At 69.0% G+C, this 25,368-nt stretch carries 31 protein-coding genes; 17 read left to right on the forward strand and 14 right to left on the reverse strand.

Features of this window, described 5'->3' with window-relative positions; all coding sequences use genetic code 11:
- Window positions 1–23 precede the first annotated feature (23 nt).
- Both mobA and DI276_RS02730 read right to left on the reverse strand, forming a co-directional pair.
- On the reverse strand, window positions 24–554 hold the full coding sequence (mobA, locus tag DI276_RS02725; RefSeq protein WP_112261615.1) for a molybdenum cofactor guanylyltransferase: 531 nt from the start codon (window positions 552–554) through the stop codon (window positions 24–26).
- Window positions 551–1,234: a TetR/AcrR family transcriptional regulator gene (locus DI276_RS02730; RefSeq protein ID WP_112261616.1), complete on the reverse strand. Its 684-nt coding sequence runs from the start codon at window positions 1,232–1,234 to the stop codon at window positions 551–553. The genes mobA and DI276_RS02730 overlap by 4 nt, the downstream gene beginning before the upstream one ends.
- Window positions 1,235–1,311: 77 nt before the next feature.
- Here DI276_RS02730 and DI276_RS02735 point away from each other — a divergent pair, with 77 nt between their 5' ends.
- Both DI276_RS02735 and DI276_RS02740 read left to right on the forward strand, forming a co-directional pair.
- The gene (locus DI276_RS02735; RefSeq protein WP_112261617.1) at window positions 1,312–2,211 is read left to right on the forward strand and encodes an ATP-binding cassette domain-containing protein; all 900 of its coding nucleotides are present in this window, start codon (window positions 1,312–1,314) and stop codon (window positions 2,209–2,211) included.
- Window positions 2,208–2,951, forward strand: a complete 744-nt coding sequence (locus tag DI276_RS02740; protein ID WP_112261618.1) for an ABC transporter permease — start codon at window positions 2,208–2,210, stop codon at window positions 2,949–2,951. Before DI276_RS02735 ends, DI276_RS02740 begins: the two co-directional genes overlap by 4 nt.
- Here the strand turns inward: DI276_RS02740 and DI276_RS02745 are convergent.
- The gene (locus tag DI276_RS02745; RefSeq protein ID WP_112261619.1) at window positions 2,938–3,810 is read right to left on the reverse strand and encodes an oxidoreductase; all 873 of its coding nucleotides are present in this window, start codon (window positions 3,808–3,810) and stop codon (window positions 2,938–2,940) included. The genes DI276_RS02740 and DI276_RS02745 overlap by 14 nt on opposite strands.
- A gap of 26 nt (window positions 3,811–3,836) precedes the next feature.
- Between DI276_RS02745 and DI276_RS02750 the strand changes: the two genes are divergently transcribed.
- A complete protein-coding gene (locus tag DI276_RS02750; protein ID WP_232836402.1) occupies window positions 3,837–4,172 on the forward strand; it encodes a DUF2203 domain-containing protein in 336 nt (111 codons plus the stop codon).
- Here the strand turns inward: DI276_RS02750 and DI276_RS02755 are convergent.
- The gene (locus tag DI276_RS02755; RefSeq protein WP_157984476.1) at window positions 4,169–4,843 is read right to left on the reverse strand and encodes a hypothetical protein; all 675 of its coding nucleotides are present in this window, start codon (window positions 4,841–4,843) and stop codon (window positions 4,169–4,171) included. The genes DI276_RS02750 and DI276_RS02755 overlap by 4 nt on opposite strands.
- A gap of 8 nt (window positions 4,844–4,851) precedes the next feature.
- Between DI276_RS02755 and DI276_RS02760 the strand changes: the two genes are divergently transcribed.
- The 4 genes from DI276_RS02760 to DI276_RS02775 all read left to right on the forward strand — a co-directional run bounded on the left by DI276_RS02760 (window position 4,852) and on the right by DI276_RS02775 (window position 7,202).
- Entirely contained in the window at window positions 4,852–5,067 is a 216-nt protein-coding gene (locus tag DI276_RS02760) for a hypothetical protein (protein ID WP_157984477.1), read from the forward strand.
- Between the two features lie 96 nt (window positions 5,068–5,163).
- On the forward strand, window positions 5,164–5,712 hold the full coding sequence (locus tag DI276_RS02765; protein ID WP_112261759.1) for a cysteine hydrolase family protein: 549 nt from the start codon (window positions 5,164–5,166) through the stop codon (window positions 5,710–5,712).
- Window positions 5,709–6,611 (forward strand): GlxA family transcriptional regulator, encoded by a 903-nt coding sequence (locus DI276_RS02770; RefSeq protein WP_112261623.1) that lies wholly within the window; start codon window positions 5,709–5,711, stop codon window positions 6,609–6,611. The genes DI276_RS02765 and DI276_RS02770 overlap by 4 nt, the downstream gene beginning before the upstream one ends.
- A gap of 33 nt (window positions 6,612–6,644) precedes the next feature.
- Window positions 6,645–7,202, forward strand: a complete 558-nt coding sequence (locus DI276_RS02775; RefSeq protein WP_112261624.1) for an isochorismatase family protein — start codon at window positions 6,645–6,647, stop codon at window positions 7,200–7,202.
- Here DI276_RS02775 and DI276_RS02780 read toward each other — a convergent pair.
- Both DI276_RS02780 and DI276_RS02785 read right to left on the reverse strand, forming a co-directional pair.
- The gene (locus DI276_RS02780) at window positions 7,189–7,578 is read right to left on the reverse strand and encodes a hypothetical protein (RefSeq protein WP_112261625.1); all 390 of its coding nucleotides are present in this window, start codon (window positions 7,576–7,578) and stop codon (window positions 7,189–7,191) included. The two genes, DI276_RS02775 and DI276_RS02780, sit on opposite strands and share 14 nt — an antisense overlap.
- Entirely contained in the window at window positions 7,575–8,216 is a 642-nt protein-coding gene (locus DI276_RS02785) for a Rossmann-fold NAD(P)-binding domain-containing protein (RefSeq protein ID WP_112261626.1), read from the reverse strand. The genes DI276_RS02780 and DI276_RS02785 overlap by 4 nt, the downstream gene beginning before the upstream one ends.
- A gap of 33 nt (window positions 8,217–8,249) precedes the next feature.
- Between DI276_RS02785 and DI276_RS02790 the strand changes: the two genes are divergently transcribed.
- A complete protein-coding gene (locus DI276_RS02790) occupies window positions 8,250–8,693 on the forward strand; it encodes a GNAT family N-acetyltransferase (RefSeq protein WP_112261627.1) in 444 nt (147 codons plus the stop codon).
- On the opposite strand, the gene DI276_RS02795 is transcribed toward DI276_RS02790, so the two are convergent.
- On the reverse strand, window positions 8,674–9,192 hold the full coding sequence (locus tag DI276_RS02795) for a TetR/AcrR family transcriptional regulator (RefSeq protein WP_112261760.1): 519 nt from the start codon (window positions 9,190–9,192) through the stop codon (window positions 8,674–8,676). The genes DI276_RS02790 and DI276_RS02795 overlap by 20 nt on opposite strands.
- Window positions 9,193–9,241: 49 nt before the next feature.
- Between DI276_RS02795 and DI276_RS02800 the strand changes: the two genes are divergently transcribed.
- The 3 genes from DI276_RS02800 (at window position 9,242) to DI276_RS02810 (ending at window position 10,866) form a co-directional block, all read left to right on the forward strand.
- Window positions 9,242–9,715: a GNAT family N-acetyltransferase gene (locus tag DI276_RS02800; RefSeq protein WP_198680415.1), complete on the forward strand. Its 474-nt coding sequence runs from the start codon at window positions 9,242–9,244 to the stop codon at window positions 9,713–9,715.
- A gap of 197 nt (window positions 9,716–9,912) precedes the next feature.
- Window positions 9,913–10,350 carry a PLAT/LH2 domain-containing protein gene (locus DI276_RS02805; protein ID WP_112261629.1) on the forward strand — a complete coding sequence of 146 codons (438 nt, stop codon included), beginning with the start codon at window positions 9,913–9,915 and terminating at the stop codon, window positions 10,348–10,350.
- 90 nt (window positions 10,351–10,440) lie between these two features.
- Complete coding sequence (locus DI276_RS02810; RefSeq protein ID WP_112261630.1) at window positions 10,441–10,866, forward strand: PLAT/LH2 domain-containing protein; 426 nt, start codon at window positions 10,441–10,443, stop codon at window positions 10,864–10,866.
- Between the two features lie 43 nt (window positions 10,867–10,909).
- Here the strand turns inward: DI276_RS02810 and DI276_RS02815 are convergent, their stop codons facing one another.
- The 3 genes from DI276_RS02815 to DI276_RS02825 all read right to left on the reverse strand — a co-directional run bounded on the left by DI276_RS02815 (window position 10,910) and on the right by DI276_RS02825 (window position 14,971).
- Window positions 10,910–12,208 (reverse strand): NlpC/P60 family protein, encoded by a 1,299-nt coding sequence (locus DI276_RS02815; protein ID WP_232836403.1) that lies wholly within the window; start codon window positions 12,206–12,208, stop codon window positions 10,910–10,912.
- A gap of 428 nt (window positions 12,209–12,636) precedes the next feature.
- Window positions 12,637–14,151, reverse strand: coding sequence for a class I adenylate-forming enzyme family protein (locus DI276_RS02820; protein WP_112261631.1), 1,515 nt, complete (start codon window positions 14,149–14,151; stop codon window positions 12,637–12,639).
- A 10-nt stretch (window positions 14,152–14,161) separates the two neighbouring features.
- Window positions 14,162–14,971 (reverse strand): SIR2 family NAD-dependent protein deacylase, encoded by an 810-nt coding sequence (locus tag DI276_RS02825; RefSeq protein WP_112261632.1) that lies wholly within the window; start codon window positions 14,969–14,971, stop codon window positions 14,162–14,164.
- Window positions 14,972–14,988: 17 nt separating this feature from the next.
- Here DI276_RS02825 and DI276_RS02830 point away from each other — a divergent pair, with 17 nt between their 5' ends.
- From DI276_RS02830 to DI276_RS02840, 3 genes are all read left to right on the forward strand, one after another.
- Entirely contained in the window at window positions 14,989–15,441 is a 453-nt protein-coding gene (locus tag DI276_RS02830; protein ID WP_157984478.1) for a hypothetical protein, read from the forward strand.
- A complete protein-coding gene (locus tag DI276_RS50735; RefSeq protein ID WP_198680416.1) occupies window positions 15,438–16,928 on the forward strand; it encodes a flagellar basal body-associated FliL family protein in 1,491 nt (496 codons plus the stop codon). Before DI276_RS02830 ends, DI276_RS50735 begins: the two co-directional genes overlap by 4 nt.
- A gap of 84 nt (window positions 16,929–17,012) precedes the next feature.
- Complete coding sequence (locus tag DI276_RS02840) at window positions 17,013–18,314, forward strand: FAD-dependent monooxygenase (RefSeq protein WP_112261634.1); 1,302 nt, start codon at window positions 17,013–17,015, stop codon at window positions 18,312–18,314.
- On the opposite strand, the gene DI276_RS02845 is transcribed toward DI276_RS02840, so the two are convergent.
- The 3 genes from DI276_RS02845 to DI276_RS02855 are packed head-to-tail and all read right to left on the reverse strand — an operon-like array spanning window position 18,234 to window position 22,356.
- Entirely contained in the window at window positions 18,234–21,017 is a 2,784-nt protein-coding gene (locus DI276_RS02845) for a BTAD domain-containing putative transcriptional regulator (protein ID WP_157984479.1), read from the reverse strand. The two genes, DI276_RS02840 and DI276_RS02845, sit on opposite strands and share 81 nt — an antisense overlap.
- Window positions 21,017–21,649 carry a hypothetical protein gene (locus DI276_RS02850; RefSeq protein WP_112261636.1) on the reverse strand — a complete coding sequence of 211 codons (633 nt, stop codon included), beginning with the start codon at window positions 21,647–21,649 and terminating at the stop codon, window positions 21,017–21,019. Before DI276_RS02850 ends, DI276_RS02845 begins: the two co-directional genes overlap by 1 nt.
- Window positions 21,646–22,356 carry an ATP-binding cassette domain-containing protein gene (locus DI276_RS02855; RefSeq protein WP_232836404.1) on the reverse strand — a complete coding sequence of 237 codons (711 nt, stop codon included), beginning with the start codon at window positions 22,354–22,356 and terminating at the stop codon, window positions 21,646–21,648. Before DI276_RS02855 ends, DI276_RS02850 begins: the two co-directional genes overlap by 4 nt.
- A gap of 151 nt (window positions 22,357–22,507) precedes the next feature.
- On the opposite strand from DI276_RS02855, the gene DI276_RS02860 reads away from it, so the two are divergent.
- The gene (locus DI276_RS02860) at window positions 22,508–23,221 is read left to right on the forward strand and encodes a hypothetical protein (RefSeq protein ID WP_157984480.1); all 714 of its coding nucleotides are present in this window, start codon (window positions 22,508–22,510) and stop codon (window positions 23,219–23,221) included.
- A 29-nt stretch (window positions 23,222–23,250) separates the two neighbouring features.
- Window positions 23,251–23,685 (forward strand): hypothetical protein, encoded by a 435-nt coding sequence (locus tag DI276_RS02865; protein WP_112261639.1) that lies wholly within the window; start codon window positions 23,251–23,253, stop codon window positions 23,683–23,685.
- A 52-nt stretch (window positions 23,686–23,737) separates the two neighbouring features.
- On the opposite strand, the gene DI276_RS02870 is transcribed toward DI276_RS02865, so the two are convergent.
- A complete protein-coding gene (locus DI276_RS02870) occupies window positions 23,738–24,388 on the reverse strand; it encodes an alpha/beta fold hydrolase (protein ID WP_112261640.1) in 651 nt (216 codons plus the stop codon).
- Between the two features lie 99 nt (window positions 24,389–24,487).
- Between DI276_RS02870 and DI276_RS02875 the strand changes: the two genes are divergently transcribed.
- Window positions 24,488–25,339, forward strand: coding sequence for an AraC family transcriptional regulator (locus DI276_RS02875; RefSeq protein ID WP_112261641.1), 852 nt, complete (start codon window positions 24,488–24,490; stop codon window positions 25,337–25,339).
- Window positions 25,340–25,368 lie beyond the last annotated feature (29 nt).

A 25,368-nucleotide genomic window follows, 5' to 3' on the forward strand; every position in this document is an offset into this window, starting at 1 on the left:
GAACAGTCTTACTCTTCGCCTGTTCAACCGCTGTGAAGGGTGTCCAGGTCGGCAGGCGTGTCGACGTCCCGCGCCTCACCGGGCAAAGCGGACACCTCCACGGGGTTCAACGCCTGGAGAGTCTTGCGCAACGGCTGGTTCTGCGGATCTTCAGGTAGGGCCTGGCGCAGCTCAGCCGCGTTCCAGCAGCCGATCAGCCACTGCGTGCGATCGTCTTTGAGCACAGCGTTGCGGCCCGTCGCCCTCAGCCTCGTGATCGTGTCTTTGGTGATTCCCGGTTGATCCACGGCAAGAACCGCGACCCACTCGGCGGTGACGTGAGCGAGCCCTGCCGCCAGTCCGGCCAGCGGTCCACCACCAGGTGGATCTTCCCGCGCCCAGACGATGTTCGGGACGTCTTTCTCCGGCCCCACAACGACGATCTCGCCCGCATCATCCACAACGGACAGAACGTGGTCGAGCAGCGTTGCGTCCCGATAGGACAGTGCGGCCTTGTCGACGCCACCCAGCCGTTCACCCTTGCCACCGGTGAGGATGATCGCCGCGTACGTCATGCCCTGCTCCTGATGTGCGCGGCAACACCTTCCAGGAACAGGTGCAGACCGAAGTCGAAGTCGGCCCCGAGGTCCTCGGCCCGGACCACGTCGTCGAGGTCGAACACGCCGGACTCGATGATCTCGGCGAGCGCGGGCATCGCGCGGGGGTCGACGATCTCGCGCAGCCGCTGCCCGTACTGGTGGTTGAACTGGGCGGGGTCGTTCTCGAAGCCCTGGGCCAGCGTGCCGATCAGCCGCGCCTCACCCTGCGCGAACGTCGACAGGCCCATCACGACACCGATCTTCTCCGCCGGCTCCAGCGGGACGTCTTCGAGGGCGGTGAGCGCGCTGTCGAGCCAACGGAGGTTCTTCGGACCCACCGGCGGACCGCTGATCGGGATCTGCAGGAACCACGGGCGCCTGCGAATGGCCACGAGCACCGCTTTCGCCCAGAACCCGAGCTTGTCGCGCCAGTCGCCGTCCGGCAGCGGAGGCGGCTCCTCCATCGCCGAGTCCCACATCAACGCAAGCAGCTCGTCCTTGCTCTTCACGTGCCGGTACAGCGCCATCGTGGCGTTGCCCATCTCCGCCGCGACGCGGGCCATCGACACGGAAGCGAGCCCCTCGGCGTCCGCGATCGCGATGGCGGCCCGCGTGATGTCGGCGGCGTCGATGGTCGGCTTGCGCCCCCTTTTCATACCCCCTAGTCAAACAGATGCGTATGCCATACGCTAATTCAGGTTTTGCGTATGAGGTACGCATAAAAGGGGGTTCGATGATCGTCGAGACGGACGGCCTGACGAAGAGGTACGGCGCACAGACCGTGCTCAAGGGCCTGGACCTGAAAGTGGCGGAGGGGTCGGTGCTCGCGTTGCTGGGGCCGAACGGCGCGGGCAAGACGACCACGATCCGCATCCTGAGCACGCTGACCAGGCCGGATGGCGGCACGGCGCGCATCGACGGGTTCGACGTGGTGCGGGAGGCGGCGAAGGTGCGCGGCGTGATCAGCCTGACCGGCCAGTACGCGGCCGTGGACGAGGAGCAGACCGGCCGGGAGAACCTGGTGATGATCGCGCGGCTACGCCGTTTCTCCCGCTCAGCGGCACGAACGCGGTCGGCGGAGCTGCTGGAGCGGTTCGACCTGGTGGACGCGGCGGACCGGCGGGTGAAGACCTGCTCCGGTGGCATGCGACGCCGGCTGGACCTCGCGATGAGCCTGGTCGCGCGGCCGCGGCTGCTGTTCCTGGACGAACCGACGACCGGACTCGACCCGGTGAGCCGCACGACGATGTGGGACGCGATCGGCGACCTGGTGCGCGACGGCGTGACGATCTTCCTCACCACGCAGTACCTGGAGGAGGCCGACCGGCTCGCGGACCGGATCGTGGTGCTGCACAACGGTGGCGTGGTCGCGGACGGCACCGCCGACGCGCTCAAGAACCAGGTCGGCGGGACCCGGCTCGACCTCGACTTCGCCAGTGCGGCCGACGCCGGGCGCGCGGAGGCGTTGCTCGGCGGCGTGCGGACCGAGTCGCGGCTGAGCGTGCCGTCCGACGGCAGCGCGACGCACGTGCACCGCGTGCTGGACGACCTGTTGGCCGCCGGTGTGCGCACGGAACGGGTGTCCACCCACCGCCCGACGTTGGACGACGTGTTCGTGGCGGTGGCGGCATGACCGGAACGCTCACAATGGTCGGCCGCAGCGTGCGGTTGAGCCGGCGCGCCCTCGACACGCTGCTGATGTCGATCCTGCTGCCGGTGATGATGATGGCGCTGTTCGTCTACGTGTTCGGCGGCGCCATCGCCATCGGAACGTCCTATGTGAACTACGTGGTGCCCGGAATCATCGTGCTGTGCACCGGTTACGGCGCCACGTCGACCGGCATGTCGGTGGCCGACGACATGAAGAAGGGCGCCGTCGACCGGTTCCGCTCGATGCCCATCAGCAGCTTCGCCGTGTTGACCGGGCACGTCACCGCGTCCGTGGCCCGCAACGCCCTCGCCACGGTGATCGTCGTGCTCGCGGCCGTCGGGATGGGGTTCCGGCCGTCGGCAACCGTGCTCGACTGGGTGCTCGCGATGGGCTTGCTGCTGCTGTACGTGCTGGCGTTGTCGTGGCTCGCCGCGGGTGTGGGCGTCATCGCGCGGTCGGTGGAGTCGGCGAGCGTGTTCAGCTTCTTCATGCTGTTCCTGCCGTACCTGAGCAGCGCGTTCGTGCCGACCGCCACCATGCCGGCGGCGCTGCGGGTGATCAGCGAGCACCAGCCGATCACCCCGATCATCGAGACGGTGCGGGCGTTGCTGACCTCCGCCCCGGCCAGTTCCGGCTGGCTCGCGCTGGCGTGGGCGGGCGGGTTGCTGGTGGTGGCCTTCTCGTTGGCCACCTGGCTGTTCCGGCGGATCAGCTCCCGTTGAGGTGCAGGGCGTCGAGGCGGGTGAGCTCCTCCGGAGTGAGCTGGAGTTCGCCCGCTTCGATGTTCTGCCGCAGGTGTTCTGGATCGCCGGTGCCGGGGATGACGAGCACGTGCGGTCCCCTGGCGAGGGTCCACGCCAGGCGGACCTGGGCCGGACTCGCGTTGTGCGCGCGGGCGATCTCGGTGACCTCGTCGTCCTCGGTCGACGTGCCGGCCTCCTTGTTGGCTCCGGCGAGCGCGAAAAATGGCACGAACGCGACGCCGCGCTCGCCGCACACGCCGACGAAGTCGTCCTGCTCGGGGTGGTGGCCGAGGCCGTACGAGTTCTGCACGCACACCACCGGAGCGATCTGCTGCGCCTGGTCGAGGTGGTGCGGCTTGACGTTCGACAGTCCGAGGTGCCGGATCAGGCCCTGCTGTTGGAGTTTCGCGAGCTGCTCGAAGTGCGGGGTGATGTCGTCGAGCCCGCTGACCCGCAGGTTCACCACGTCGAGGTGGTCGCGGCCGAGCTGCCGCAGGTTCTCCTCGACCTGGCCCCTGAGCTGCTGCGGTGTGGCGAGCGGCAGCCACTCCCCCTGCGGCGTCCTGCTCGGCCCGACCTTGGTGACGATCACCAGGTCGTCCGGGTACGGCGCGAGCGCGCTGTTGATCAGCTCGTTCGCCGACCTCGTGGCGGAGAAGTAGAACGCGGCCGTGTCGATGTGGTCGACGCCCAGCTCGACCGCCAGCCGCAGCACCTCGATCGCCTGTTCCCGGCTGCGCGGCCGGGCGTTCGGGTCGAGCGCGGCCCCGGTCTGCGGCAGTCGCATCGCGCCGAAGCCGATCCGGTGCACGGTGAGGTCACCCAGTCGCCACGTCATTCCGTCCACTGTGCCAGCCTGGTGGGGTGTTCACTCTCGCCGAGGCCCAAGTCGAACTCGCCAAGCTCCTGCCGGTGCTGGACGAGATCGTGCGCCTGCGCGCCGACGCCGCCGAGCTCGCCGTCGGGTCGTCCGCACTGGGCGGGCTGCCGGAGTTCAAGGCCGCGCAGGCCCGGCTGGACGAGCTGATGGAAACCGTGCAGCAGACCGGGGCCGAGCTGAAGGGCTTCGCGCCGTTGCTGGTCGACTTCCCGTCGGAACGCGACGGTGTGCCGGTGCTGTTGTGCTGGCTGGAGGGTGACCGGACGCTCGGCTGGTACCACCGCGCCGACGTGGGGTTCGCCGGCCGACGTCCGCTCTAGGGCGCCAGGAAGCCCGCGATCAGCAGCACGCTGATCAGGCCGGTTATGAGTCCCAGCGCCGCCAGGTAGTGCTTCGCGGTGGTGCGGCCGGGCATGCGGTGCAGGATGATGCCCGCCGCCAGCGTCAGCACACCGGCGATCGGTGCCAGCGCGCGCCACGCCTTGTCCCACGTGAACGGCAGGTAGATGTCCGCGCCGTACAGCGACAGGATCAGCGCGGGCAGGCCGAGTCCGGCGGCGGCCGCGGCCGCGAGCATGTTGAACCGTTGCTGCGCCTCGCCTTCCTGTGCCACGGCGAAGGTGGAGACGCTGCCCAGCAACGACTGCAGGCGGGTGAGCTCGTCGCCGAGCTCGACGTCCATGGCCTCGCAGTGCCGCAGCACAGCTGGGAGCTTGCTCTCGCGCAGCGTGACTCGGGCGTGGTCACGGGCACGGCTGAACGCGATCGACAACTCCAGCAGCTGGGCCATCACCATGCGCAGCGCGGTGCTCTTGCGCTGTGCCAACAGGTCCGCCACCTGACGTTCCATCTCGTAGCGAAGACCCCGCAGGTCCGCGACGGCGTTGCGCGACCCCTCGGTGATGGCCTTCGCGATGACGCCTGCCCGGCCGCTCTCGGGGATCGGGTGGGCGGGTGCTTCAGCAGCTCGGCGACGTCGTCGCCGTTCCACGGATCCCGGTGCCAGCCGCCGTTCTCGCTCCAGGCCGCGCGCACGGACACGTCGATCCGCTCGCCGTCGGTGCACGCCTGCCCGACGAGCACTCGGCGCACCCCGCCGTTCGTGACCCGTACGAACGGCACGCAGTCCAGACTGTCCAGGCCGTCCTTCACCACCTGCACGGCCACCTGCACGCCCAGATCCGGGTCCGCGGGATCGCCCGCCAGCACGCGTAAGTCCACGTCGTGATCTTCGCACGGTGACCAGATCCGTCCGGTCCTCGGCCGGGTCGTGCCTGTTTCGCGGTGCTCGGGTTGGCGAGGCTTGTGTTCATGAAGCGAGCATTGATCGTCATCGACGTGCAGGAGTCGTTCCGCCAGCGGGCCAACTGGGCCGAGACGTCCAACCCGGACGTCGTGGGCAAGGTGAACCAGCTGGTCGACATGTCGCGTGACGCCGGCGATCTGGTGGTGTGGGTGCTGCACTCCGAGCCCGGCACCGGCGACGTGTTCGACCCCGCGCTCGGGCACGTGCGGCTGATCGACGGCCTCAAGCCCCTGGACGACGAGCCGCTGTTGACCAAGACGTCGCACAACGCGTTCACCACGACGAACCTGCAGCAGACGCTCACGCAGCACGGCGTGCGGGAACTGCTGGTCAGCGGCATCCGGACCGAGCAGTGCTGCGAGACGACCGCGCGGGTGGGGTCGGATCTCGGGTTCGACATGACGTTCGTGACGGACGCGACCGCCACCATGCCGATCGAGCACTGGCGGACCGGGAAGGTGCTCGGCGTCGAGGAGATCATCGAGCGGACCGAGTACGCGCTGGCCGGTCGATTCGCGCGGATCTCGGATGTCGCTACGCTGACCGGATCGTGACCAGAGTCGTCTTTCTGCTCGTACCGGGAGTGCACCTGCTCGACCTCGCGGGGCCGGCGCAGGTGTTCTCCAGCGCGGCCGACCTCGTGGGCGGCTACGCGCTGTCCTACGTCGGCGACTCGGAGTCCGTGCCCAGCCATCAGGGCGTGCCGCTGGGCGCGACCACCGAGTTGCCCTCTCTCGACGTGCACGACCTCGTCTTCGTACCGGGATGGCGCTCGCCGAAGATCGCCGGGACCGGACCGTTGAGTGCGCGCGCGTTGGCGTGGTTGTGCGCGCACCACGCCAACGGAGGCACGGTCGCGAGTGTGTGTGCCGGTGCAGACATCTTGGGCCGCGCCGGTCTGCTCGACGGCCGCCGTTGCACCACACACCACGAACTGCAGGACGAACTCGAACGGCGCTACCCGCGCGCACGGGTGGTCCGCGACGTTCTGTTCGTTGAGGACGATCGGGTCGTGACGTCCGCGGGCATCGCGAGCGGCATCGACCTGGCGTTGAACCTCGTCGCTGTCAGACACGGACCGGCTGTTGCCGCCGCGATCGCACGCACGATGGTCGTCTACGCGCGCAGGAACGGTGACGACCAGCAGGCGAGCGTGCTGCTGCGGTACCGGTCGCACGTCAACGAGACCGTGCACCGCATTCAGGACGTCATCGAGTCACGCCTCACCGACCGGCTGTCGTTGGCAGAACTGGCCGTTGCCGCGGGATGCAGCGAACGAACCGTGACGCGCCTGTTCGGCCGTGCGACGGGCATGACGCCGTTGAGGTACCAGCAGGCGTTGCGCGTCGAACGGGCCGAACATCTCATCGGACAAGGCGCCACAGTGGAGACCGCCGCCCGCAACGTCGGCTTCGAAGACGCCCGCATGCTGCGCCGGCTGCGTTCGCGCTGAAAACTGTCAGACCCGAGGCATAGTGTGACCCGCGTGACGACTCTGGCGAACCGCCCCAACACCGCATTGCTCGTGATCGACGTCCAGAACGGCGTGGTGAACCACGCCCACAACCGCGACGAAGTCGTCGCCAACGTCGCCACCCTCGTCGACAAGGCCCGCGCCGCCGGCGTCGACGTGGTGTGGGTGCAGCACAGCAACGCCGAGCACATGCCCGAGGAGTCCGACGGCTGGCAGTTCGTGCCGGAGCTGAAGCTCGCCGAGGGCGAACCGGTGGTGCACAAGACGTACGCCGACTCCTTCGAGGCCACCGACCTCGAGGAAGTCCTGGCGCGCAAGGGCATCGGCAGCCTCGTGGTGGCCGGCGCGCAGACCGACGAGTGCATCCGCTCGACCCTGCACGGCGCGATCGTCCGCGGCTACGACGCCCTGCTGGTGAGCGACGCGCACACCACGGAAGACCTGTCCGAGTACGGCGCCCCCACTCCGGACAAGGTCATCGCGCACACCAACCTCTACTGGGAGAACCACACGGCGCCCGGCCGCGCGGCGGGCGTGGTCAAGACGGAGGACGCCTTCAAGCCCGCGTGAGCAGGTGGCGAGTGGGGCTGTAGTCGATCTTCCAGTCCTCGTGGACGCCGCATGCGCCGCAACCGAGGCACCGCAGCCCGACGCTCACCCAGCGCACCTCGCCGTCCGGACGGCAGGACAGCCCGAGCACGGCGGCGAACTCCTCGCCGCCGCACGGGCAGGCGCACTCCTCCGCGCCGTCGTCCTCCCAGAACTCGGCGGAGTCGGCCAGGAACTCCGCCGTGCTACAACGGACGCACCTCCGGCGCACCGCACACTCCTCGGTCACCTGCACCTCGAACGTCCGGCCGCCACAACCACCGCACACCGACTCGACGACCTGCGTGACCTCGTAGCCGCCTGCTCGGAAGTCGCGGACGTACTCGTCGAGCGTCACCGCGCGAGCCGGTTGATCTCGTCGCTGCGCAGCACCTTCGCCGCCTCGGCACCCTTGGCCAGCGCCACCACGGCGCGGCCGAGTTCGTCGGTGCTCGTGACGAACTTCGGCGCCACCCTGCGCAGCAAGGGGAGCAGCCACGAGGTCCACGAGTAGACGTACCGGTAGATCCGGGTCCGCGACGTGATGCCGTGCCGGGGTTGGATGAAGCCGGGCCGGATGACGAAGACCCGCCGGTCCAACGCCAGCAGCTCGTTCTCCGTCCGGCCCTTCACCCGCGCCCACATCGTCTTGCTGTCGGCGTTCGCGCCCTCGCCGGACACGTACACGAACGTGCCGCCGACGACCCGCGCCGCCTCAAGCGCGTAGTCGTGCGTCACGGGCGTGTACTCGGCCTCGGTCAGACCGGCCGACGTCAGGCCCATGCAGTAGAAGCACGCGTCGGCGTCGGCCACCTGCGGCGCAATCGGTGTGAGGTCACCGAAGTCCGCGTGCACGACGTGCTGCAGCTTCGGATCGGTCACCGCCAGAGCAGACCGCCCCACCGTCACGACCGAGTCGACCTCGGGGTCGAGCAGACACTCGCGCAGCGCGCCCTGGCCCACCATGCCGCTGGCACCGAACACCACGATCTTCACACCACAAAGCTAGTCCGCCACCACACTGAGTGCATGAAGCGGACCTTGTACCGACGCGCGCCGGGCCCGGTGCCCGACCTGCCGCAGAACCTCCGCACCGTCAACGACGAGGACGACGCCGCACTCGCCGACCTGATGGAACGCGCCTATGCCGGCACCATCGACGAACAGCTCGGCGGCAACAGCGACGGTGCCGTGGAAATCGCGAGCTGGCGGCCGACCGCCGTGCCGGACGCGAGCTTCGTCGTCGACGAGGACCAGCTCGTGGCCGCCTCGCTGATCTCCAGGCACGGCAACGACTTCTGGCTCGGGTACGTGATCACGCACCCGGAGTGGAAGGGCCGCGGCCTCGGCACCGCGGTCGTCGCGGCCTCCCTGCGCGCCCTCGACGCCCCGGTCCTGGCGGCAGTCACCGACGGCAACACACCGTCAGAGCGACTCCTCACCACGCTCGGCTTCACGCCAGTGCCGCGCTGACCCGCTGCTCGTCCCCGGTCGCCAGCAGGTCCAGCAGCGCACCCCGCAGCAACGCCAGCTCCCGAGTGCGCGTAGCCAGTCCGTCAGCCGTGTCGCGCACGTCTGCCGGTTGAGAAGCGCGCAGCACCTCCAGCCAGTCCTCCACGGTCGCGCGCGCGAAGCCGGCCCACGGCCCGTCGGGCTCCACGAGTGAGCGTGCGTACGCCTCCAGCCACAACGTGAGCAACGGCCGATGAGCGGGCGCCGACAGCCACGCCCACAGCCGTGCGACGACCCCGGGCCCAACCCCGATGTCGGCGAGCAGCGCCAACTCGTCCGCGCGAGCGCGCGCCAGCAACGCCCTGACCAGGCCTTCCTTGCTGCCGAACAGGTAGAGCAGCACGCGCGTGCTCGACCCGATGGCCGCCGCCAACGGGCGCAGCGACACGTCCGCCAGGCCGTGGGTGAGCACGTACCGGTAGGCGGCTTCGAGCAGTTCGGTCTCCCGCGCGGACGGCATGGCCACTATTCTCGCATTACTGAAACAGTCGTGTCAGTGGAGGGAACCCATGCTGATCCGCCCGCTCGACCGGCCCGGCGACCTGGGCTGGGTGGTCCAGGCCCACGGCGAGCTCTACGCCTCCGAGTTCAACTGGGACACCTCGTTCGAGGCACTGGTCGCCAAGATCGTCGGCGACTACGCGGCGGACCACGACTCCAGGGAAGCCGCCTGGATCGCCGAGCTCGACGGCGAACGCGTCGGATGCATCTTCTGCGTGCGAGAAGACGACAAGACCGCAAAGCTGCGCGTGCTGCTCGTGCACCCCGACGCACGAGGCCACGGCGCGGGCACCAAGCTCGTCGACACGTGCATCCAGTTCGCCAAGAACGCCGGATACCAACGCATGGTGCTGTGGACGGTCGACGGCCTGACATCAGCCAGGAAGATCTACGAGGCGCACGGGTTCGAACTCAAGGAGAAGACCCCGCAGCACAGCTTCGGCCACGACGTGATCGGCCAGCTCTGGGCCAGAGACCTCTAGGCGAAAACCGGTCCAGCCGGTGGTCGACGAACGCTGCTTCAGCTACGTCGTCCTGGGAACCAAAGGTCGTGCCCGCCGACCTGCACCGCGGAATTCCACCCCTGACCTGCGGATTTCATGATCGTCGCATAGTCGTGCAACAGCGTGCTGACAACTTCCTCTCAGCAACATCGACACCACCCAGAGGGGAACCAAGCATGAAGCACACCGCTCGTGCGATCGTCGGCTTCACGGCCGCCGGGCTCGCAGCCATGTTGGGACTGGGCAGCGCCCAGGCCGCGGCCGGCAACTACCACATCGAGAGCCGGACCTGCAACGTCGAGGACGCCGGCACGGACTCCCGCGTCGAGGTTCGCCTGAACGGCACCGCCACCTCCTCGGGCTGGATCCTGCTGGACAACTCCGGCGACGACCGGGAGCGCGGCCGCACGGACGTCTACGACAAGACGCTGAGCAACCTCGGCACCGTCACCTCGGTCGACATCTACTTCGCCAACAACGACGACAGCCCGCACTGGTGCCTCGAGGAGTTCACCGTCCGCACGCCCACCGGCGTGACGACGATCCACCCGTTCCACAACTGGCTCACCAGGGTCTACTCGAAGACCAGCCCGCTGCGCCTCAACGCGGCCTGACCAGGCCACCCCGGTGGGCCGTCCGCGCGACGGCCGCCGGGGTTCCGGCACGTGCTCTGACCTGCTGATTTCATCGATGGGGAACCAACCATGAAGCTCGCAGCTCGTGCGTTCGTCGGCATCATGGCCTGGGCACTCGCCACCGTCATGGCGATGACGACTGCCCAGGCCGCACCGGCGGTGTACACCATCCAGCTCGTGACCTGCGACGTCGTGGACGCGCGCACCGACGCCCGAGTCGAGGCCCGGCTGAACGGCGACATCTCCAGCGGGTGGCTCGTCCTCGACCACGGGGACGACCCCCACGAGAGCGGCTGGACCGACTCGTACACCTTCACCATGCAGCGCTTGGGCCCGATCAGGTCAGTCGACATCGCGGTCAACCCCAACGGTGACCCCTGGTGCCTCGAAGAGGTCATCGTGCGCGGCCCGGACGGCGTGACCGTCCACCCGTACCACAACTGGCTGATCCGGCAGTACCCGAAGTGGTCCCCGCTCCGCCTGCAGGCGGTCTGATCCAGGCTCCCGGTGGCACGTCCGTCGGACGGGTCACCGGGTTTCACAGCATGCGCGTCACGTACGGCATGATCCCGCCGTACCGCACGGGCGAAATCCGCACCACAGCCCCGGAATGCGGCGCCTCGACCATCATGCCGCCGCCCAGGTACAACGCCACGTGCGTACCGCCGCCGGGACCCCAGAAGATCATGTCGCCCGGCGCCATCTGCGACAGCGGCACCTTGCGGCCCGAGTTGTACTGATAGCCGCTGTAGTGCGGCAGATAGACGCCGACTCCGGCGAACGCGTACATCATCAGCCCCGAGCAGTCGAAGCCGATCTTGCGGTAGTCGCCGTACGAGTCGGCCACGCCACCGTCACGAACGCCATAAGTGGGCCCGTTGTAGTTGCCACCGCCCCACGCGTAGATGACACCGCGCTGCGCCAACGCCCGGTTGATGACCGTCTGCACGCGACTCCCAGACGGCGCGGCGGCAGCCACGGGCCGTTGCGGAGCAGGCGCCTGGGCAGCAGCCGCAGCGGCCGCAGCCCGACGAGCGTTCTCTTCTTCTTCGCGCTTCTTCGCGTCGACCCACTGGTCGTACTGACGTCGTTGCGCCTCAAGGCCGTTGACCTCACCGCGCGCAGCGACGAGCTCACGTTCGACAGCGTCCTTGTTGGACTGCAGCTCGGAAGTCGCGGCCGCCTGGGCGTTGTGCGCGTCCGCGGCCACCTGCTGCGCCTGCTCGGCCACCTTCTTGGCCTCGTCGGCGGCAGCCTGCTTCGACTCGGCCTTCTGCAGCGCTGCCCGCGCGGCGGCGTCGAGGTTCGCGGCGGTGCCCTGGTCGCGGGTCACCTGGTCCAGCCGGTTCAGGCTGGACGACGACACGGCCTCCAGCAGCTGGGCACGCGCGAGCAGGTCCTCCGGCGACTTGGCGCCGAAGTACGCGGAGAACGAACCGACCGTGCTGCCCTGCGCGTAGGAAGCGGCCGCGAACTCGTCCAGCGCCCGACGGCTCTCCTCAACGGCCTTGGAGGCGGCATCGGCCTGCACCCGCGCGGCCGTGGCCTCCCGGCGAGCAGCCTCGGCCTCCGAGATCGCCGTCTCCAGGTCGACGCGGGCCTTGTTGGCGAGCTCGCGCTTGTAGGCGACGTCGTCCATCAGCTCTTGCAGGCGTGACTCGGCCTGGGTCAGCCGGCCGGTCAGCTCGCCCACGCGGGCGGCCTTCGCGTCGGCCTCCGCCCGTGACGCCGAGATCTCGGAGTCGCTCGGGTTCGGAGGGGGCGGCGGCACGGCATTGGCGGTCCCCGTGAGGACAGCCGTCAGGAACACCAACACGGCGGAGAGTCGTGTCAACACTGGACATCACCTCCGACCGCATTAGACCAATCAGACTCATTCGGCGCATCCGGAACTAACGCACCGTCAACCACACGTGTCCCAGTGGAACACGCGCGGTGGTCCTTTTGGGACGATCGGAGTCCGGCGTGTCGCACGACTGGGCTAGCGGATCAGATCCGTGACGCGGGCCAGGCGCGAGCACTGCTCACGTTCTTCGGGTCGATCCACGAGACGTGCCACCGCTTCGACCATTCCACCTGGCGGGAGTGTCACATCGGAGCCGTGGTCCGATCCCCTCGCGCAGTCCATGCACGCCGTGTCCACCTAGGACTCATCGGGACAAGTCGGACGTTCTCGCAGCGCGCCACCCAGCCAGGAGATCTCACAGGTGGCGGCCGGCTGGTGGCCCGCCAGCAGCCTGGCCAGGTCCGGGTGGCGCGCACCCACTAGTTCACGCCGCGGTCGCGCCCCGCCCAGTACGGCTCGCGCAGCTTGAACTTCTGGATCTTGCCGGTCGCCGTGCGCGGGATCGAGTCGCGGAACTCCACCGACGTCGGCGCCTTGTACCCGGCGAGCCGCTCCTTGCAGTGCTTGATCAGGTCCGCTTCCGTGACATCACCGGAGCGCACGACCAGCGCCTTGATCGTTTCACCCCACTTCTCGTCGGGCACGCCGATGACCGCGACCTCCGCGACGGCCGGGTGCGAGAACAGGCAGTCCTCCACCTCGATCGACGACACGTTCTCGCCGCCGGTGATGATCACGTCCTTCTTGCGGTCCGAGATCGTCAGGTAGCCCTCGTCGTCGAAGAAGCCGCCGTCGCCGGTGCGGAACCAGCCGTCCTCGATCGCGTCGGAGGTCGCCGAGGGGTTTTCCCAGTAGCCCTCCATCACCACGTTCGACCGCGCCAGCACCTCGCCGTCCGCGGAGATCCGCAGCTGTGCGCCCAACGCCGGCGCGCCCGCCCGCGACTGCTTGCGCGCCTTTTCCTCACCTGAAGGACCAGGCTGGGCCCGGTTGAAGGTGAGCAGCGGCGCCGTCTCGGTCAGGCCGTAGATCTGCAGGAACTCCCACCCAAGCTCCTCGGTCACGCGCTGGATCGTGCGCGAGGGCGGCGGCGCACCGGCGCACACGATCCGTACGCGGTCACGGCCGGGAATCTCGCCGTCCCACGACGCAGCAGCGTCCAGCACGGCGTTCCACACGGCCGGTGCGCCGCACATCAGCGTGACGCCGTGGTCGCGCACACGGCGCAAGATCTCGGCACCGTCCACCTTGCGCAGCACCACCTGCGGCACGCCGAGGCCCGCGAGACCGAACGGCATGCCCCAGCCGTTGCAGTGGAACATCGGCAGGACGTGCATGTACACGTCGCCCTCCCACGCACGTGTGTGCATGGCGAACGTGACCGCGTTCAGCCAGATGTTGCGGTGCGTGAGCTGCACGCCCTTGGGCCGTGCGGTGGTGCCGGACGTGTAGTTGATGGTCGCGGTCGCGTCCTCCGAGGGCGCGCTCCACGGCCGTGGCTCCACATCGAACCGGAGCAGCGACTCCGACTCCTCACCGAACGTGACCCGGTGCCGCGCCGTCACGTCGTCCAGCGACAGCTCCGGGTCGACGAACAACGCCGACGCGCCGCTGTGCTCGACGATGTACTTCACCTCGTCAGGGCGCAGGCGGAAGTTCACCGGCACGCAGATCCGCCCGCTGCCGGGCACGGCGTGCAGCAGCTCCAGCAGCCGCGCGGAGTTGTGGCTGACGACGGCGATCCGCTCGCCCTCGCCGATGCCCAGTGCGTCGAACCCGGCCTGCCACGCGCGCACACGGGTCGCCATCTCCGCATACGTCGTCGTCTCGACCGGCTTGGCCGGCTGGTCGGGTTCGTCGATGGTCGCGGTCGTCGCTCCGAACGCGAACGATGCCCGGTCCAGGAAGTCCGTGGTGATCAGCGGTACGCGCATGGGATCGACCCTACGACCACGTACTCGGATCTCCCCAGGACGAGAATCGGCCTCCCCCGGATGGAGGAACGGAGCTGAGGTCGGGCAGCACCTCGCCGACCGGTTCGTGCAGGACAACGGCCGCCAACGCGTCGTACGGCGTCGGTTCGGCGTTGCAGATGATCACCTGGGCACCGGCGCGCGCAGCCAGCGGAACGAGCCCGGCGGCGGGCTGCACGGACAGCGACGTTCCGGCCACGAGCAGCACGTCGCAGTCGAGCGCGGCGAGCCGGGCGCGGCGCAGCACCTCGCCGTCGAGCTCCTGCCCGAACGAGATCGTGGCGGACTTGAGGACGCCCCCGCACCGCAGGCAACCCGGCTCCGGCTCGCCCTCGGCGACGCGCTTCAACGCGTCGCGCATCGGGCCCGTGGCACCACATCCGAGGCAGACGGTCGCGTGCAGCGTGCCGTGCAGCTCCAGCACCCGGTGCGGGTCGGAGCCGGCTTTCTGGTGCAGGCCGTCGATGTTCTGCGTGACGACGGTGCGCAGCCGCCCGGATCGTTCCAGCTCCACCAACGCCTTGTGCGCCGGATTGGGCTTCGCCGTCCACACGGGACTGTCGAGCCGCGTCCGCCAGGCCAGCCGGCGCACTTCGGGATCGGAGAGGTAGGCGTCCAACGAAGCGGTGCGCCCGGCGTCGGCGTCTCGCGTCCACAACCCGTCCGGGCCGCGGAAGTCCGGGATGCCCGAATCGGTGGAGACGCCGGCGCCGGTCAGCACCGTGATCCGGTGTGCGGACGCGACCAGCGCCCGTGCCGCTGTGCACGCCTGCGAAGCCATCGGTTCACACTAGTCCGGTGCGCAGCGCAGTGGGAGCCGCCATCGCGGCAGTGGGCCTGATCACTTCCATCACCGGAACCTTCTTGCCGTGGCTCAAGTCCGGCATGACCACGAGGGACAGTTACGAGGTGCTTTCGCTGCGTGATCTGGCCGGGTTGGACGGGGTGGCGGGCAGCGTCGTCACGTCCATCTGGGTTGGTCTCACGCCGCTCGCCATGATCGCGGCAGCCCTGTACGTGGTCCGTTTTCGCCGAATTGCCGCGTGCACCGGACTTCTCTTTGGCACGATCAGTGGAACCGTGGCCCTACTAGCCGCGGTCCAAGGGGATAGCAAGGGTGCTTTGGTCGGAATCAGCATCGCCGGACCAGCCGTCACCCTTGCCGGTGCCGTACTGACGATCGTGGGGGCGATCACGGTGCTCACCTCCAACAGGCGCAGCGCAGTGAGAACTCCGGGAGGGAATCCGTGAGCTACCCAGGTGGTGGCGGCGGCCAGTGGCAGCCGCAGCAGAACCCGCAGCAGGGCGGCCATCCGCAGCAGGGTGGTTACCCGCAGCAGCAGCCGCAGCAGGGTGGTTACCCCCAGCAGGGCGGCTACCAGCAGGGTCCGCCGCAGACCGGGCCGCAGGGCTTCCCGCAGCAGGGCTACCCCCAGACGGGTCCGCAGGGGTTTCCGCAGCAGGGCTTCGACCAGCAGCCGTACGGCTACGCCCCGATGGGCGGCGAGCCGCCGAAGAAGAAGCGCACCGGCCTGGTCATCACGGCCGTCGTCGCCGTGCTGCTGCTCGTGGGCGGCGCTGTCACGTTCTTCGCGCTGAAGAAGTCCGACCCGGCGGCGAACGCGGGCCAGGACACCCCGGCCGTCGCGGCGAAGAACCTCATCGAGCAGCTCGGCAGCGGTGACGTCGTCGGCATCACGGCGTCGCTGGCGCCGGCCGAGGCCGCGTTGTCGAAGGACTACCTGGACTCGATGACGAAGGAGATGAAGCGGCTCGAGATCCTCAAGCCCGACGCCGATCCGAACAAGATGTCGGGCATCGAGTTCAAGAGCGAGAACATCAAGTTCGACGAGGCCAAGGCCGAGAAGATCAACGACCACCTCACCATCAACAAGCTGGTCGAGGGCAAGATCACGGTCACCTCGGACATCTCGAAGGTCCCGCTGACCGACAAGCTGATGGACGCGATCGGCGACAAGGTCAGCATGACCAAGTCCGAGACGAAGACCTGGGACATCACCGCCGAGGTCCAGAAGCGCGGCACGCCGATCGGCATCGCGACGATCAAGGTCGGCGACGAGTGGTACCCGAGCGCCTTCTACACCATCGCCAACGTGGCGCTGGAGGAGGAGAAGCTCAAGTGGCCGCAGAAGGGCTTCGACCCGCAGGGCGCCGCTTCGGCGCAGGAAGCGGCCAAGCAGCTCGTCACCGCCGCGATGGACGGCGACCTGAAGACGGTCATCTCGCTGCTGCCGCCGGACGAGGCCGGTGTGCTGCAGGACCTCGGCCCGCTGCTGCTGGACCAGGCGGGCAAGATGGGCCCGACCGGCGCCAAGCTGAACGAGCTGGAGACCGACGTCAAGGACGTCACCGGTGGCAAGCAGGTCACCATCAAGAAGCTGTCGGTGACCGTCGAGGGCGAGACCGTCACGGTCGTGCGCGAGGGTGACTGCTACGCGGCCGAGGTGCCCGGCCAGGGCTCGCAGAAGCTGTGCGCCGACGAGATCACGCAGCTCATGAACCAGCAGGGCCGCGGCAAGATCCCGGCCGCGGCGGTCGAGGTCATCGGCCGGGTGGCGGCGTCGGTCATGAAGAGCGGTGTCGGCGTGGTCGCGACCGAGGTCGGCGGCAAGTGGTACGTGAGCCCGGTCCGCTCGTACTACGAGCTGGCGCTGACGGTGTTCCGCGGCTTCGAGCCCAAGGACGTCGACGCGTTGATCGAGCTGCTCAAGAAGTAAGTTTTCGCAGTTCGGCCCAGGCCCTGTCACCCGCAACAGCGCGGTGACAGGGCTTTGGCAGGTCGTGGGCCGAACCTCGTGGCCATGGACACTCAGGTTCTGATCATCGGCGCCGGCCCGACCGGCCTCACGCTCGCACTCGACCTCTCCCGCCGCGGCGTCCCGTTCCGCATCGTCGACGCCTCGGCCGCACCGTTCGCCGGTTCGCGCGGCAAGGGCCTGCAGCCGCGGTCGATGGAGGTCTTCCACGACCTGGGCGTCATCGAGCCGATCCTCGCCTCCGGCCGGTTCCACATGAAGATGCGCGTCTACAACGGACGCGAGGTGCTGCGCGAGTGGGACGTGCACGAGGGGCGCCACCCCACCACCGACCGCCCGTACGCGAGCACCATGCTCATCCCGCAGTTCCGCGTCGAGCAGATCCTCCGCGACGCGCTGCCGCAGCCGGTCGAGTACGGCATGCCGCTCACGTCGTTCGTCCAGGACGACAACGGGGTCACCGCGGTGATCGGCTCAGAACCGGTGCGCGCCAAGTACCTCGTCGGCTGTGACGGCGGGAAGTCGTTCGTGCGCAAGCACCTCGGCGTGCAGTTCGTCGGCGAGACCCACGAGGACAAGCAGATGCTCGTCGGTGACGTGCGGGTCTCCGGACTCGACCGCGAGCACTGGCACAGCTGGGGCGGCGGCATCGACAAGTGGCTCGCCCTGTGCCCGCTGCCCGGCACCGATCTCTTCCAGTTCCAGTCGACCGGCGAGGGCGAGCCGTCCTTCGAGCTGTACCGGCGAATCGTCCGCGAGCGCACCGGCCTGGATGACGTCGTGCTGCACGACGCGACGTGGATGTCGTTGTACCGCACCAACATCCGCATGGTCGACCGGTTCCGCGTCGGCCGGGTGTTCCTCGCCGGCGACGCTGCGCACGTGCACTCCCCCGCCGGCGCGCAGGGCATGAACACCGGCATCCAGGACGCCTACAACCTGGGCTGGAAGCTCGGGATGGAGACGCTGCTCGACACCTACGAGGCCGAGCGGAAGCCCGTCGCGGAGTGGTTGCTGGGCATGACGACCAGGATCATGACGTCCGGCAAACCGTTCGAGCAGCGCGACGACGAAACGCTGCAGCTGTCGCTGTCGTACCGGACCTCGGACGGTCCCGGCCTGCAGCCCGGCGACCGCATGCCCGACGGCCACACCGACCAGGGCCGCGTCTTCGACCTGTTGCGCGGCCCCGACTTCGTGACGCTGGACTTCCCGGACGGCCCGGTGCTGGTGCGCCCGGACGGCTACGTCGCCGCGATCGGCAGGTCAGCGATCGACGCCTACTTCGGCGCGAACCCGGTCACGCAGCTGCACCACCGCAGGGTCGCTGCTCGGTCCGCCGCGTAGCCGCTCGGCCTCGTCCAGAGCGACAGCCGCGCCGCGGACGTCGCTCTGGACGAACAACCAGTCCGCGTACCACTCGAGCACCATCGCCCGCGCAGGCCCGTCCGCACTCGACGCCGCGATGCTCAGCGCCTTGCCGTGCTCGACCCCCGCCTCCTCCAGGCGCCCCAACCTGGTCAACGCCAGCCCGAGTCCGGCGTGGACGGTGGCACGGAACTGCACAGCGGCCGACTCCTCCGTGGCGTCCAACGCACTGCGGTACAGCGTGACGGCCTCCTCGAAGTCACCGCTGAAGTACGCCACCTCGCCGTACGCCTGTGCGAGCCGCCCCTGATCGAGCTCGAGCGACGACGCCGGCACCAGCGCCAGGTCTTCGCGCGCCCCTTGCAAATCCCCGATCCGGATCTTGAGGCGTGCCGTCTGCATCAGCACGGACATCGGCACCAGCACGCTGTCCGGCTCTCCCAGCTCTTCCGCGACCTTCCTCGCCTCCGACACCGCCTCGAACCCGGCGGCGTGCGCACCCCGGTTCATCAGCACCATGACCAGGCACGACAACCCGAACACGACGGCCCACCGGTCGCCCACCTCCCGGAATCCTCTCAGCGCTTCCCGGTACGCGGCCTCGGCTTTCGGTGCCGCACCGTCGCTGAACTCGCCCGCCACCACACCCCGGACGAGCACGGAGAACGCCCGCATCCACTCGTCCTCCGACCGCTCCAGCCGGTTAGCCAGCGCGCTCAGCCTGTTCCCCAGCTCGGCCTCGCCCCACACCTGCCCACTGGTCAACATCAACGCGCACAACGCCGTGGGCACGTCCGCCTGCCAAAGCCGCTCGGCCGCGGCGAGCGCCTTCGGCGTGCCCAGTGCCGCCAGCACCTCCGCCAGCGGGTCGTCCGGCGTCAGCGGCGCCCAGCGGCGGATCTCTTCGAACCGCTTGGTCATCACCAGCAGGTGCCAGGTGCGGGCAGCCATCATCCGGCGGGCGAGCGCTGCGTCGTGCTGCACCGCCCACGTCTGGGCGGCGTCGAGGTTGGCCCGCTCCACGTCGAAGACCTTGAGCGCCTCCAGTTGGCGCGGTCCCCTGAGCAACGGCTCGTTCTGCTCGGCCAGCGCCACGTAGTAGGCGGCGTGCGCGGCGGGGTCGGCTTGGTTTTGTTCGAGCGCGTACTCGCGGACCGTCTCGAGCAGCCGGTACCGCTCCCCTGCTCTGACGACCAGCGACTTCTCGACGAGCGCCGCCAGCTGGTCCTCGGTGTCCCAGAGATCCTGATCTTGTCGGGGGTCGTGAGTACGTTGAGATGTAGGGGTTCCCAGCGAGGGGGTACCCCTGCGCAAGCCTGCCCCGCACACCGCATGCACCGCCGCAGCAGTAGCCCCACCGACGAAAACTCCGAGCCGTGCCAACAACAACCGCTCGGCGTCGGACAACAGCTCCCAACTCCAGTCGATCACCGCCCGCAACGTCCGATGCCGCGCAGGCCCGGTCCGCGACCCACGATCCAGCAACCGCAACCGACTGTCCACCCGAGCCTCGAGCTGAGCGGAAGACAATGACCGAGCCCGAGCCGCAGCCAGCTCCAAAGCCAGCGGAATCCCGTCCAACGCAGCACAAAGCCGCCGCACGTCCAGTTCCAACGCGCCCCCGACCCGTGCCGAGAACAACCGCACGGCATGGTCAAGATCCAACGGCGCCACCGGATGCACGACCTCACCCGGAATCCCCAGCGGCTCCCGCGACGTCGCCAGCACCCGCACGTCCGGTGCCGAGGCCAGCAACTGCACACAAAGTCCAGCCGCCGCCGACACCACGTGCTCGCAGTTGTCCAGCACCACCAACGACGACCCGAGCCGCGAAAACACGGGCGTGGCCAACGGGTTCGGCCCCAACGCCGCGTCCAAAGCCGCCAACGGATCGGCAGCCGAGTCGAGCTCGACGAACCACGCCTCGGCCACCGATGCCGCGTACGTCAACGCCAGCCGGGTCTTCCCCACGCCACCGAACCCCGTCAACGTCACCAACCGGTTGTCCCGCAACAACGACGACAACCGCGCCAGGTCCGCCTCCCGCCCGACGAACGACCCGACCGCCGCCGGCAGGTTCCCCCGAGACGCACGCTCCTGCAGCACAGTCAGATGAGCAGCAGCCAAAACCTCTCCGGGATCCACCCCGAGCTCGTCAGCCAGCAAACCCCGAACCCGCGCGAAAACCTCCAACGCATCCGACCGACGCCCAGCCGCGTGCAAGGCGAGCATCAACCGCGCCTGCACGTCCTCCCGCAACGGATGCGCAAGAGCCAACGCCTCCAACCCGGCCAGGTCGTCCCGCAGCAACGCCAGCCGAGCAGCCTCGTCCACCGCGAACGGCGCCTCCTCGAACGCCGCCCCGCGCCACAACCGCGCGTCGCGGGTCCGCAAGAACTCCTCGACGTCGGTCGAAGCCTCCAGCCGATACCCCAAGGGATGCGAGGAGACCGAAGAAGCACCCAGCGTCCGCCGCAACCGCGACACCAAAGACTGCAACGCCGCCGGACCGTCGACTGGCGGCGAGTCCGGCCACAGGTCCGCGATCAGCCGTTCCGAGGCCACCACCTGGCCGGGCTCCTGAGCGAGCCGCAGCACCAGCCACCGCAACCGCTTCCCGCGCACCTCCACCGGAGCTCCGCCGACGAGGACCTGGAGCGGCCCGAGCACGTTGACCCGCATCACGCCCGCCGCGCGCCCAGCGCGACCGCGCCCGCCACGAGCCCGAAACCGATCAGGCCCGCCCACAGGATCGGCAGCGTGACCGTGTTGTCCCCCAAGGCGTCCAGCACCCAGCCGAGCGGCGTGTGCCGGCCGAGCGGGTAGGTCATCACCACGACGCCGAACACCACAAGCACGGTCCGGCCGATCGAGTCGAACACCGGCCGGGAGAACATCAGCCCCACGCCGACGCCGAGCAGCGCCGCCACCGAGTGCACCCCGAGTCCCGCCAGCACCTGGAGGAACGAGTACGGGCGCGGGCTCGCGACCACCGGCCACACCGTCGCGACGACCGCGAACGCCAGCCCGAACACCACTGCCGTCACGGCGACCGCTGCCAGCACCCGCGGCCACCCGCCCGCCGACACGACGGTGATCTCGCGCCGCACCACGTCCTCGGACGTCGCCACCACGACGGTCAGCCACGCGCCGATCGGGTAGATCAGCGCCGCCGACCCGGAGAACGCCGCCAGCTGCGGTCCGGGATCGTAGGCGAACAACATCCCCAGCGAGCCGAGGAAGACCAGTAGCGGCGCCAGAAACCGTTGTCCGCGAAGGACATCCGCCGCGAGGTAGCGCACCAGGGCGATCATCGCACGCTCCGCACCGAGCAGCCGAGCCGCAACGCTTCCGCCAGCACGTGGTCGCTGCGGTCCGGCGCCACCACCACGCGAGCCGACGAACCGCGCGGCACCACGGAACGCACGCCCTCCAAGGCTTCCAGCTCGTCCAGCCCGACCACCCGGCTGAGGTCGATCGTCACGTGCCCACCGGCGAGGTCCACCCGCGTCGCGTCGGCGAGGTGTCCCTCGTGGTCGGACACGAGGGCGGTTCGGCCCTGCAGCATCTCCACCAGCTCGCCGGCCGCCACCGGGTCGAGGCCCGTCCACGGCTCGTCGAGCACCAGCACGTCGGTGGCCAGGAACGCCTGCGCCAGCGCGACCTTCTGCGCGTTGCCCTTCGACAGCTGCGACATCGGCGCCGTCATCGAGCCGACAAACCCCAGCCGGTCCAACACATCAGTCGCCGCAGCACGGCGAATCCGCCCCATGTGCGCCAGGTACGACGAAGCGGACATCTTCACGTCCGACGGAAACCGTTCCGGCACATAGCCGACGGACGCGGGCCGCGCGACCCGGCCGGACGTCGGCTTCAGCACCCCGGCGGCGATCTTGAGCAACGTGGACTTGCCGGTGCCGTTCGCGCCGGTCAGCACCGTCAGGCCGGAGACCTCCAGGGTGAGGTCGCGCAGCACCCAAGGACCGCGCCCGTACCGCTTGGAAACCTGATCGAGGAGCACCACGCCAAGATAACCAAACTCTCCGTGACGGCGCATGCATGTCCAATAAATACAGTCGCCCCACATTTCACACGATCGAGTGAACGGTGGCGACAAACCGTCACCACACCAACAAAGATGAGTTCCCTCGAACTCGACCGAAGGAATGCGGGTGACATCCCTGAAAAGCGGTACGCAATTCTCCTTCGATCTGCTCGCGGGCGCATTGACCGGACGAGATGCGGCCCGCGCCACCGGCACTCTGCACATCACCGGAAATCCCGGCGGCAGGATTCATCTGCGCACCGGCGGGATCATCTGCGCGGAAAGTCCCGGCGCGCCCGGACTGGACACGTTGCTCACGACCGGCACCCGCGGCGCCATCGGCGAGACCGAGCTGCACGTCGTCGCCATGACAGCCACGCAGGACGCGGCCTTCACGATCGTGGCCGGCGACATCGAGGACTGCGTCTTCACGCCGGAGACGTTCGCCGTACCCGTGGCGCTGACCAGCACGATCGAGTCGGTCCGCCTGCTCCAGGAGACCTCCAGGCGGATGGCTTCACTGCTCGCGCTCAAGTGCCCGCTCTCGCCCCACCGCGACCGCGTCGGCCCCGCACCCGGCGCCGGCCTGCGCGACCACGGCCCGACGCGGGGAGAGATCCTCGCGCACGCCACCGGCCGGCGCACCACCCGCGACATCGCGTTCGCGTCGGGCCGCAGCGTTTTCCCGGTGACGGTCGAGGCCTGTCGAATGGTCGCCGACGGCCTGTTGACGGTCATTCCGCCGACTGAACCAGAAAATGACGAAGTACCACTACCCAGGTCATTGCGCCGCCAGCTGCTGCCGAAGCTGTTCAAACAACCCGAGAAGAAGAAGTCGTAAATCACCCCGCCGCCTGAGAGAAATGTGAAATGACGAAGCCCCAGACGAGCAACATGCCCATGTCCGACCAGATGGCCGCGATGATCAGACATCTGCGGCAGGAGGTGCCGAGCTGCCTGGCCGCCGGCGTGGTCGACATGGCCACCGGCATGCTGCTCTCGTTCGAGACGACCGAGAGCCACCCGTCGGAGGTGCTCGACCTGCTCGCCGGCGCGACGCTGGACCTCTTCCAGGGCCGCACCGTGACCATGATCGAGGACGTCTTCAAGGAGCGGCGCGGCATCGCGAGCGCCGAGCACTACTTCCAGGAGATCCTGGTCAACAGCACCAACCTCACGCACCTGTTCATCCGCAACAACCGGCACGAGGACGTGGTCGCCGTCGTCGTGTGCCCCAAGTCGGTCAACATCGGCATGCTCTTCGCCTCGGCCCGCCGGGTCGTCCGGGACCACGGCGGCGCGTAGCCGCGCCGCCCTTCCGCGGGTAGCCCGGCGACTTCCTCCGCCCCCGGCCGGGCTACCCCTCGGCGCTGATCAGCTCGGCCAGCTCGGCCGGCCGCGCCAGGAACGGCGAGTGCGACCCCGGCAGGTACCGCACGTCGCCCGCCTCGAGCCGCTCGGTGAACACCGGCGGGAAGATCACGTCGTCGTGGCACACGATCGACAACGTCGGCACGGTCTGCCAAGCGGCCCGGGTCACCACGTCCTCGAACACCCGCGCGCTCTGCGGCCGCAACCGCGAGGCCGCCCAGGCGCCGATCTCGTCCGGCGCGTCCGGGAACAGCAGCTCACGCGCGGGCTGCGGCGCGTCCAGCAGCTTCGTCCCCGGCTCGTACCAGGGCCCGCCCAGCGGCGTCACCACGCTCTCCCCCGGCTCCAGCAGGTGCGCGGCCAGGTAGATGAGCCGGTCCGCGGATGACGCAGCCTCCCCCACCGGCACGCCGGCGTACGAATGAGCCAGCACCGTCACCGGTCCGTCCAGCGCGGCCAACGCCTCCCGCACGGCTTCGGCGTCCTCGCGCACCCCGGCGGCCGGTGATCCGGACGTGCTCGGCAGGTCGACCACCGAAGGCGTCCAGCCGCGCGACCGCAGCTCGGGCACCAGGAACTCCCAGCACCACGACCCGTGCCAGGCGCCGTGCACGAGCAGCAGGTTCCCGCGGTCCATCAAGATCTCCTCATCAGCCGGTTTTCCGTACGCTAACCAGGCAAGATCGGCAGCAACATCGTCGAGAGTCCGCCGTTCTGTCGGGAGAGTCCGAACCTCGTGAACCCGCTCGAGCAGGTCCTGTCGACGCTGCGCGTGAACTGGGCGGTCACGACGCCGTTGCACGCGGGCGGGCGGTGGGCGTTGCACTTCGTCGGACGGCTGGACCTCCGGGTCGAGGTCGTCGTCCAAGGACGTGCGCACGTGATCGTCGGTGACGAGAGCTTCTGGGCCGAGGAGGGCGATTGCTACGTCATCGCCGGACGGCGCAAATACCGCATCGCCGGCGCCCCGGACACACCGTCGGTGTTCGCCGCGCCGATCTACGAGCACGAGGACGGCACACCGCGCGACGCCGGGCGGATCGGCGAAGGCCACGACACGACGTTGCTCGGCGCGGGTTTCACCTGCGACACCGAGACCGCGCGGCTGCTCGACGTGCTGCCGCCGGTCACCCACGTGCGAGCCGGGACCAGCGCGGCGCAGGCGACCATCGAGCTGATCTCCCGGGAGATCGACGGCAGCAAGATGATCCTCGACCGCCTCTGCCAGGTGCTGCTGCTCCAGGTCCTGCGCGACCACGCGCTCAGTCCGTCGGCGCACCCGCAGCTCGGTCCGGCACTGAAGGCGTTGCACGGCAACATCGAGCACGCCTGGACGGTCGGCGAGCTCGCGTCGTTGGCGGCGATGTCGCGGTCCACGTTCTTCCTGCGGTTCAAGGAGACCGTGGGCATGACGCCGCTCGACTACCTGCTCCGGCTGCGCATGCAGACCGCCTCGCGCCTGCTCCGCGACACCACCGACACGGTCGCGTCGATCTCCGCGGCCGTCGGGTACAGAACCGAGAGCTCGTTCAGCGCGGCGTTCAAGAGGTGCACGGGCCGCTCCCCCGGTGAGTACCGCGTGACTTAGGGCAACCTGCCTTGAACCGGCTAACAGGA

The sequence above is a fragment of the Lentzea terrae genome, from assembly GCF_003265345.1.
Lineage (GTDB): Bacteria > Actinomycetota > Actinomycetes > Mycobacteriales > Pseudonocardiaceae > Lentzea > Lentzea terrae.